The following is a 7,229-nucleotide window of genomic DNA, read 5'->3' as shown; positions in this document are numbered from 1 at the left end:
CCGCCTGCGGAACGTCCGGATCCAGTTCGACCGCCGCCGCGCCCGGTGGACAGGGATTCACCCCGCCGAAGCTCGACGCGCTCGCGCAGCTCGGCCAGCCGGAAGGCCAGGTCAACGTGCTGGCCTGGCCCGGTTACGCGGAGAACGGCTCCAACGACCCGGCCGTCGACTGGGTCACCGGCTTCGAGAAGGAGACCGGCTGCAAGGTCAACGTCAAGGCGTTCGGCACCTCCGACGAGGCCGTGAGCCTGATGAAGACCGGACAGTACGACGTCATCTCCGCCTCCGGTGACGCTTCGCTGCGGCTCATCGCGTCCGGCGACGTCGAACCGGTGAACACCGCGCTCGTCCCGAACTACGCCGACGTCTTCGACTTCCTCAAGAACCGCCCGTGGAACAGCGTCAACAACGTGTCCTACGGCGTGCCGCACGGCTGGGGCGCGAACCTGCTCACCTGGCGCACCGACAAGGTGACCCCGGCGCCGACGTCGTGGTCGGTCATGTTCGACGCGAACAGCCCGTACAAGGGCAAGATCTCGGCCTACGACTCGCCGATCTACATCGCCGACGCCGCGCTGTACCTGCAGACGCACAAGCCCGAACTCGGGATCAAGAACCCGTACGCCTTGGACGACAAGCAGTTCCAGGCCGCCGTCGACCTGCTCAAGCAGCAGCGCCCGATGGTGGGGGAGTACTGGTCGGACTACCTGAAGGAAAGCCAGGCGCTCAAGAGCGGCGACGCCGTCGTCGGCACCGCCTGGCAGGTGACGGTCAACCTGACCAAGAGCGAAGGCGCGCCGGTCGAGTCCGTGCTGCCGTCCGAAGGCGCGACCGGCTGGTCGGACACCTGGATGGTGGGCGCGAAGTCGCCGCACAAGACGTGCTCCTACAAGTGGCTGAACCACATCGTCAGCCCGAAGGCGAACGCCCAGGTCGCCGAGTACTTCGGTGAATCGCCGTCGAACCCGAAGGCGTGCGCCGAAACCAAGGACAAGAAGCACTGCGAGACCTACCACGCCGGTGACGCCGCGTACGCCTCGAAGATCCAGTACTGGACGACGCCGATCACGCAGTGCCTCGACGGCCGCACCGACGTCAAGTGCAAGGACTACGGCGAGTGGACCCGCGCCTGGACCGAGATCAAGGGCTGACCTCCCGACTCCGGGAGCGGCCGGTGGGCCCCCCACGCCGGCCGCTCCCGGTCCCATCCCACACCTGGTGGAGACGATGACGACCACCCTCGATTCACCGAGGCGGAAAGCCTCCGCCTACCTGTACCGCAAACCCAAGCTGCGCCTGGGAATCCTGCTCTCCGCGCCGATGCTGTGGCTCGGCCTGGCCTACCTCGGCGCGCTGGCCGCGTTGTTCGTGACCGCGTTCTGGAGCACCGACGTCTTCACCGGCCAGGTCGTGACCGAGTGGTCGCTGAACAACTTCGTCACCCTGTTCAGCGACGCGGTGTATCGCACGATCACCCTCCGGACGGTCGGGATCGCCGCGCTGGTCACGGTGGTCACCGCGATCATCGCCTTCCCGATGGCGTTCTACATGGCCAAATTCGCCTCACCCAGGGCACGGCGGCTGCTGGTGATCGCCGTCATGACCCCGCTGTGGGCGAGCTACCTGGTGAAGGCCTACGCGTGGCGGACCATGTTGTCCGGCAACGGGGTTCTGCACTGGCTGCTCAACCCGTTCGGCCTCGACACCCCCGGCTACGGCGTGCTCGCGACCGTGATCACGCTGTCGTACCTCTGGCTGCCGTACATGATCCTGCCGATCTACGCGGGCCTGGAGCGGCTGCCGAATTCGTTGGTGGACGCCGCGAGCGACCTCGGCGCCCGGCCGTTCCGCACGTTCCGCTCGGTGGTGCTGCCGGTGACCTTCCCAGCCGTCGTCGCAGGCTCGATCTTCACGTTTTCGTTGTCGCTGGGCGACTACATCGCGGTGAAGATCGTCGGCGGCACATCGCAGATGCTGGGCAACGTCGTCTACGACAACATCGGCGCGGCCAACAACCTGCCGTTCGCGGCGACCGTCGCGACCGTGCCCGTGGTGATCATGCTCGCCTACCTCGCCGCCGTGCGCCGCACGGGCGCGCTGGACAACCTGTAGGAGCGTGCGATGCGGCTTTCCCGGACGACCAAATACCTGCTGCTCGCCGCGCTGGTGCTCGGCCTCGGCGTCATCTACTTCCCGCTGCTTGTGGTCCTGCTCAACTCGTTCAACGCGGACACCACCTTCGGCTGGCCGCCGTCGAGCTTCACCCTCGAATGGTGGAGCCGGGCCGCGGAGAACGAAGGCGCGCTCAACGCGCTCGGCACGAGTGTCCAAGCAGGACTCGCGGCGACCGCGATCGCCCTGGTACTCGGCACGATGGCGGCCTTCGCGCTGCAGAAGTACCGTTTCTTCGGCCGCAACCAGGTGTCGCTGCTGATCATCCTGCCGATCGCGCTGCCCGGTATCGTCACCGGTATCGCGCTGAACAACGCCTTCCGCACGATCCTCGGCATCGACCTCGGCCTGTTCACCGCGATCGTCGCGCACGCGACCTTCTGCATCGTGGTGGTGTTCAACAACGTCGTCGCCCGTCTGCGGCGGATGGGCGGCAACCTCGAAGAGGCGTCGATGGACCTCGGCGCCGACGGGCTCACGACGTTCCGGCTGGTGACCTTCCCGATGCTGCGTTCGGCCCTGCTGGCCGGCGGTCTGCTCGCCTTCGCCCTGTCGTTCGACGAAATCATCGTCACGACGTTCACCCTCGGGACCGGGCTGGAGACCCTGCCGATCTGGATCCTGAACAACCTGTTCCGGCCGAACCAGGCCCCGATCGTCAACGTCGTGGCGGCGGTGCTGATCCTGGCCTCGACGGTGCCGGTCTATCTGGCGCAACGGCTTTCCGGCGACACGACGTCGGGCGGACGGCTGTGAGAAAACGCCGGTGCGGCTCGAAAGCCGCACCGGCGTTTTCACTCAGTACCGACGGTCCACCACCGCGCCGGTCGCGGCGGTGAAGACGATGTAGCCGTTCTGGAAGTCACTGCGCTTGCCACCGGGAACGTCGTACTCACCACTGGTCGGGAAGCCGAGGTACGAGGTCTCCCAGCCAAGTTGCCGCCAGCGGTTGCGGATCGCGCCGCGGACGTCGAACGCGGTGCTGGTGCCGAACCGCCAGTAGATCGAGTGTTCCTCGTTCCCCTTGCGGAAGTGGTTGTACTTCCCGGCGCCGTTCGGCGTCCAGGTCTCGTCGGTGGTCGGGTAGCCGAGCCCGTTTTCCCAGCCGACGGCCGCCCACCGTTCGCGGATCCAGCCGTGGACCTCATAGGCGCCCGTCGACGGCGTCCAATAGATCGAACCGACCTGGCTGAAGTGGTTGTATCTGCCCACACCGTCCGGGGTCACGGACTCGTCGGTGGTCGGGTAGCCGAAGTACCGTTCCCACCCGAGTGCCTTCCACTTCTCCCGGATCGCGCCCAGCACGAAGTGCGCCCGGGTCTCCGCCGTCCAATAGATCGACGAATTGACGAAGTGGCTGTACCGGCCGACACCGTCCGGGGTCGCCGCCTGGTCGGTGGTCGGGTGGCCGAGAACGCCTGCTTCGGATCCGGTCTCGACCCACTTCTCGCGGATGGGGCCGTAGATCACGGCCGCGCCGGAATCGGGTGTCCAGTAGATCGTCCCGGCACCGGTCGTCGGTCCGCCCGCGAAGTGGCTGAAGCGCCCGTTCCCCACTTTGCCCGGGAATTCGTCCACGGTCGGAGCGCCGAGAAAGGCATGCGCGCCCAAAGCGATGTACTTCTCGTGGATCCGGCCGTAGACGGCGGTCACCCCGGTTTGCCAGGCCCGGTAGAGCCGACCGTTGGCATAGGCCTGCCAGCTTCCGGGGCTTTCGATGACCTCCCGACCGACGACGGCGCCCAACGTCGTGCGCAGGGCGGAATCCTCCGAGTAACGCTTTTCGATGGGAGACAGGTAGTCCGCCCGGAGTGTGAGTTCCCCGGCCGGCATCCGGATCTCCCGGTGGGTATTGGTGCCGAAGCTGTCCGCCCACCGCCGGAACCCCGCCCCGTCGAGTGCGGTGTGCGGCGCCGAGAGCTTCAGCGGAGCGCCGGCGGTCACCAGGCGGTTCGCACTCCGGCCCGGTTCGACGGTGATCTGGGCCGGGTGGTCACCGACGACCGTCAGCCGCACGAGGCGAGGCTGAGCCACATAGCGTGCCTTGGCCACGACGTTTCGGCCGTTCGTCACGGTTCCGGTGATCACGACGCTGCTGTCGGTCTCCTCCGGGAAATCGAACTTGAACGGCGATCCGGTGCCGGTCCGGACCAAAGTGACGGTACAGCTGCTGTCCGCGGGGCAACGACGTTTCTCCGCCGTCCAGCTGACGGTGATCGGACCGTCGACGGGATCGTCCGATTCCGCGGTCAAGGCGACCGTTTCTTGCGACGAGAACACGGTTCCCTCCGGCGGAGGGATGAGTGTGACCGTCGGACCGGCCATACCGGGGGTGATCGTCTGGCTCGAACTCGACACGACGCCGTGGAGGTCCTTCACGGTCAGGGTGGCGGTGGTCACGTCCGCTGTGTCGTAGGCGTGCCGCACGGTGCGTCCGCTGCCGGTCCCGCCGTCACCGAAGTCCCACTGATAGGTGAGGTGGTCGAAGTCCGGGTCCGTGGACAGACTCGCGTCGAACGAGACCGTGCGCGTGGCGGGATCGATCGTGGTGGTGAAGTCCGCCAGCGGCGCCTTGTTGCCTGGGCGGTAGCTCAACCGACGGAGAGCCGAGCTGTCCGCGTCAGCCAGCACGATGTCGCCGTTGGGAGCTGTCGTGATCGAGACGGGACTCCCCAGCGCGGAGGCGAAGACGGCGGGCGAGTTCACGGATTCCGCCGAACTGTTGAATCTGAACGTCGACAGGGTTCCCGCGCCCTTATCGGCCACGAAGTGGCGTTCGCGGTATGTCTCGGGGTACGACTCCCCGCTGTACCGGATGGCGCCGCTGACCGTGCCGCCGGCGCTCTGGCCGATCTCGAACCGCGGCGCGGTGTTCGTGATGCCGGCGCACCCGGGAAGGGCTTGATAGCCGGGTGTCTGGGAGTTCCCTTCCCAGCACGGCCATTTCGCGCTCTGCCCGGGGAACGCGATGTTCACCTCGTGAGGTGCGGTCCGGCCGGTGTCCGTGACCACGACACCGCCACGCGGGTCGAGCGCGACGCGCGGATCCCGCAGGCCGCTCAAGTAGTTACGGCTTCGCCAGGAGGCGCGCTCGGTGGGGTCGTAGAAGGGGTTGTCCGCGACGCCGAGTCCGCTCGGGTCCACACGCAGGATCTTCCCGGTGGGCTGGTTCGGATCCAGCGCACGCAGGGCGAACGGGTCGACAGTGCCGTCAGTGGCGTTGTCGCCGACCGCGATCCAGATGGCCTTGCCCGTCGGATCCACCGCGAGGTCTTGGATTCCCCTGGTGTCGGAGTTCGCGGGGAACTCGAGGACCACCGACTCGTCGATGAGCGCGGTGGGCGAATCGGCCCCTTGTGCTTGCCATTTGCTGACCCGAAACACGCGGTCGCCGCTGCCGACGGTCAGTGCTCGTGCGGTGTAGAGCGTCCGGCTCGTGGCGTAGTCCGGGGCCACCGCGATACTCGTCAAACCGAGTGAACCCCCGGTGTAGACGGGAATCGAAGCGACTTCGTTCGACTGCCCGCCTGCCGACGTCCACCGTACGGAGCCGCTCTTGCCAGTGGTCAAGACGCTGCCGTCGGGAAGGTACGCCGCGTCGGTGAGTTCACCAGGCTGCTGCCCGGACGGCAGGTCGAGCACCACGAACCCGTCCGGTAACACCGGTGCCGCTGAGGCGACCGGCGCCGTGACGACCGTGACGCCGAGAGCGGTCAAGCCGGCCGCCGCGGCGGCGATGGATCTTCGAATACGCATGGGACGTGCCTTCTTCGGACGAAGAGGGCTCCCGTCGGCGTGAGATCGCGCGCAGGCCGAAGCGAAGGTACGTCGCGGCCACGGCATGGTGCCACGCGACGATCAAGACACCCGGATCCCCCCAAGGACGATGATCACAGGGAACGCTATTGGTCTGAACCCGGCTTGTCATCGGCCATTCGCATGTCAACGGCGCATCCCCAGGCTCCATCGCCGCGTGCTCCGGTGTTCGCATCAGCTCCAGCTTCGAGCCCAGTACGGCTCGTGAGCCCCGCTGAACTACTTCGATCTCGATGACCACGGCTGGTTCAGCGTGGTGACGGTTTCCTGAGGGACATCAACGATGTCGAGGTTGTACGTCGCGCGGCGTCAGATCTCCGCTTTCAGGTTGCGAGCAAAGTCAAGCAGTAGTCGAACTTGTTCATCTGCAAGCGAGCTTGCTATTGAAACCAGCTCCCCGATTTGAGCTGAATTGCGGTAGGGTTTGCCGTGGCTTGTGGGCCCGCTCGTTTCGAGGCCTGCAATTACGAGCAAGTCCGCTTCGGGAATTTGCAACGCCGGAGCGATGTCTCTCACTATGTCGGGTGATGGCGGAATATTTCCATTCAGCAGCTGTCGAATGGTCGATTCGGCGCGAGCTGATGCTCGGCTGATGACTCGGGGTGACAGTTTGCGGGTGTCCATCAGGCCGCGTAGGATTTCAGGAAACCTTTGGTTCATCCCTGCATCTTACCGAGATGCTTGCACTGTGGGATGATGAGCAGGTGTCGTCGAACTGGAAAATTGAGATCATCGAGTGTGGCGACCTCGTTCAAGACGATGACGAGGTCGAATCTCAGGATGAGGCCGAGCGTCGTTGGAATCGCTACGTCGAGCTAGCTGATTCGGTGACTGGCGACGAGGGGCCAACTGGTGTCGCGGCGATTGTTCGTTCCTTGAAGGCCAAGGAAGATTACGGTGCCTATCAATCAGCACATGCGGCTCTGCTGCGTTTTCCTGGCGAAGACTTGGGGGAGGGGATGGCGCAAGCGACTTCGGATCTGCTTGTCATCCCGAAAGACAATAGCGGAAATGTTCTGATGCTCTTGGTGCACGCCGGTTCCGTGGCGGTGAGCAGATTCAACGATGCGCTCAGGGCTGTTGAACCGCGTGACCGTAGGGAGTTTCGTCAGTTGATTGAGTTTCATGAATCCGAAGAGTGGCTTTCTGATGCGACTCATCGGAACGTGCTCATGGTTCCGCGGGGTGTAGCTGATGTCGCTGTCGAAGTTGTGAAGCAGATGTAGTACGGTCTGCGCGTC

General features: G+C 65.3%; 6 protein-coding genes. 4 read left to right on the top strand and 2 right to left on the bottom strand.

Annotation, left to right across the window (positions count from 1 at the left end; all coding sequences use genetic code 11):
* The 3 genes from ED92_RS00140 to ED92_RS00130 all read left to right on the top strand — a co-directional run.
* Positions 1 to 1,151: ABC transporter substrate-binding protein (locus tag ED92_RS00140; RefSeq protein WP_037331947.1), on the top strand; the 1,151-nt coding region annotated here is incomplete at its 5' end.
* Positions 1,152 to 1,227: 76 nt separating this feature from the next.
* Entirely contained in the window at positions 1,228 to 2,112 is an 885-nt protein-coding gene (locus tag ED92_RS00135) for an ABC transporter permease (RefSeq protein ID WP_037331946.1), read from the top strand.
* Positions 2,113 to 2,121: 9 nt separating this feature from the next.
* Positions 2,122 to 2,928 (top strand): ABC transporter permease, encoded by an 807-nt coding sequence (locus tag ED92_RS00130; protein WP_037331945.1) that lies wholly within the window; start codon positions 2,122 to 2,124, stop codon positions 2,926 to 2,928.
* A gap of 42 nt (positions 2,929 to 2,970) precedes the next feature.
* Here the strand turns inward: ED92_RS00130 and ED92_RS00125 are convergent, their stop codons facing one another.
* Positions 2,971 to 5,928 carry a PQQ-dependent sugar dehydrogenase gene (locus tag ED92_RS00125; RefSeq protein ID WP_037331944.1) on the bottom strand — a complete coding sequence of 986 codons (2,958 nt, stop codon included), beginning with the start codon at positions 5,926 to 5,928 and terminating at the stop codon, positions 2,971 to 2,973.
* Positions 5,929 to 6,297: 369 nt separating this feature from the next.
* Complete coding sequence (locus tag ED92_RS41700) at positions 6,298 to 6,648, bottom strand: helix-turn-helix transcriptional regulator (protein ID WP_235213165.1); 351 nt, start codon at positions 6,646 to 6,648, stop codon at positions 6,298 to 6,300.
* A 17-nt stretch (positions 6,649 to 6,665) separates the two neighbouring features.
* On the opposite strand from ED92_RS41700, the gene ED92_RS00120 reads away from it, so the two are divergent.
* Complete coding sequence (locus ED92_RS00120) at positions 6,666 to 7,214, top strand: hypothetical protein (protein WP_037331942.1); 549 nt, start codon at positions 6,666 to 6,668, stop codon at positions 7,212 to 7,214.
* Positions 7,215 to 7,229 lie beyond the last annotated feature (15 nt).

It is taken from the genome of Amycolatopsis sp. MJM2582 (genome assembly GCF_000754115.1).
GTDB classification, from domain to species: domain Bacteria; phylum Actinomycetota; class Actinomycetes; order Mycobacteriales; family Pseudonocardiaceae; genus Amycolatopsis; species Amycolatopsis japonica.
This window is presented reverse-complemented; position numbering and strand designations above follow the sequence as displayed.

What these genes read in the sequence shown, in the direction of transcription:
- ED92_RS00130 (WP_037331945.1), top strand. Translation starts at nt 2,122, where the DNA reads ATGCGGCTTTCCCGGACGACCAAATACCTGCTGCTCGCCGCGCTGGTG.
- ED92_RS00120 (WP_037331942.1), top strand. Translation starts at nt 6,666, where the DNA reads ATGCTTGCACTGTGGGATGATGAGCAGGTGTCGTCGAACTGGAAAATT.
- ED92_RS00135 (WP_037331946.1), top strand. Translation starts at nt 1,228, where the DNA reads ATGACGACCACCCTCGATTCACCGAGGCGGAAAGCCTCCGCCTACCTG.
- ED92_RS00125 (WP_037331944.1), bottom strand. Translation starts at nt 5,928, where the DNA reads ATGCGTATTCGAAGATCCATCGCCGCCGCGGCGGCCGGCTTGACCGCT.
- ED92_RS41700 (WP_235213165.1), bottom strand. Translation starts at nt 6,648, where the DNA reads ATGAACCAAAGGTTTCCTGAAATCCTACGCGGCCTGATGGACACCCGC.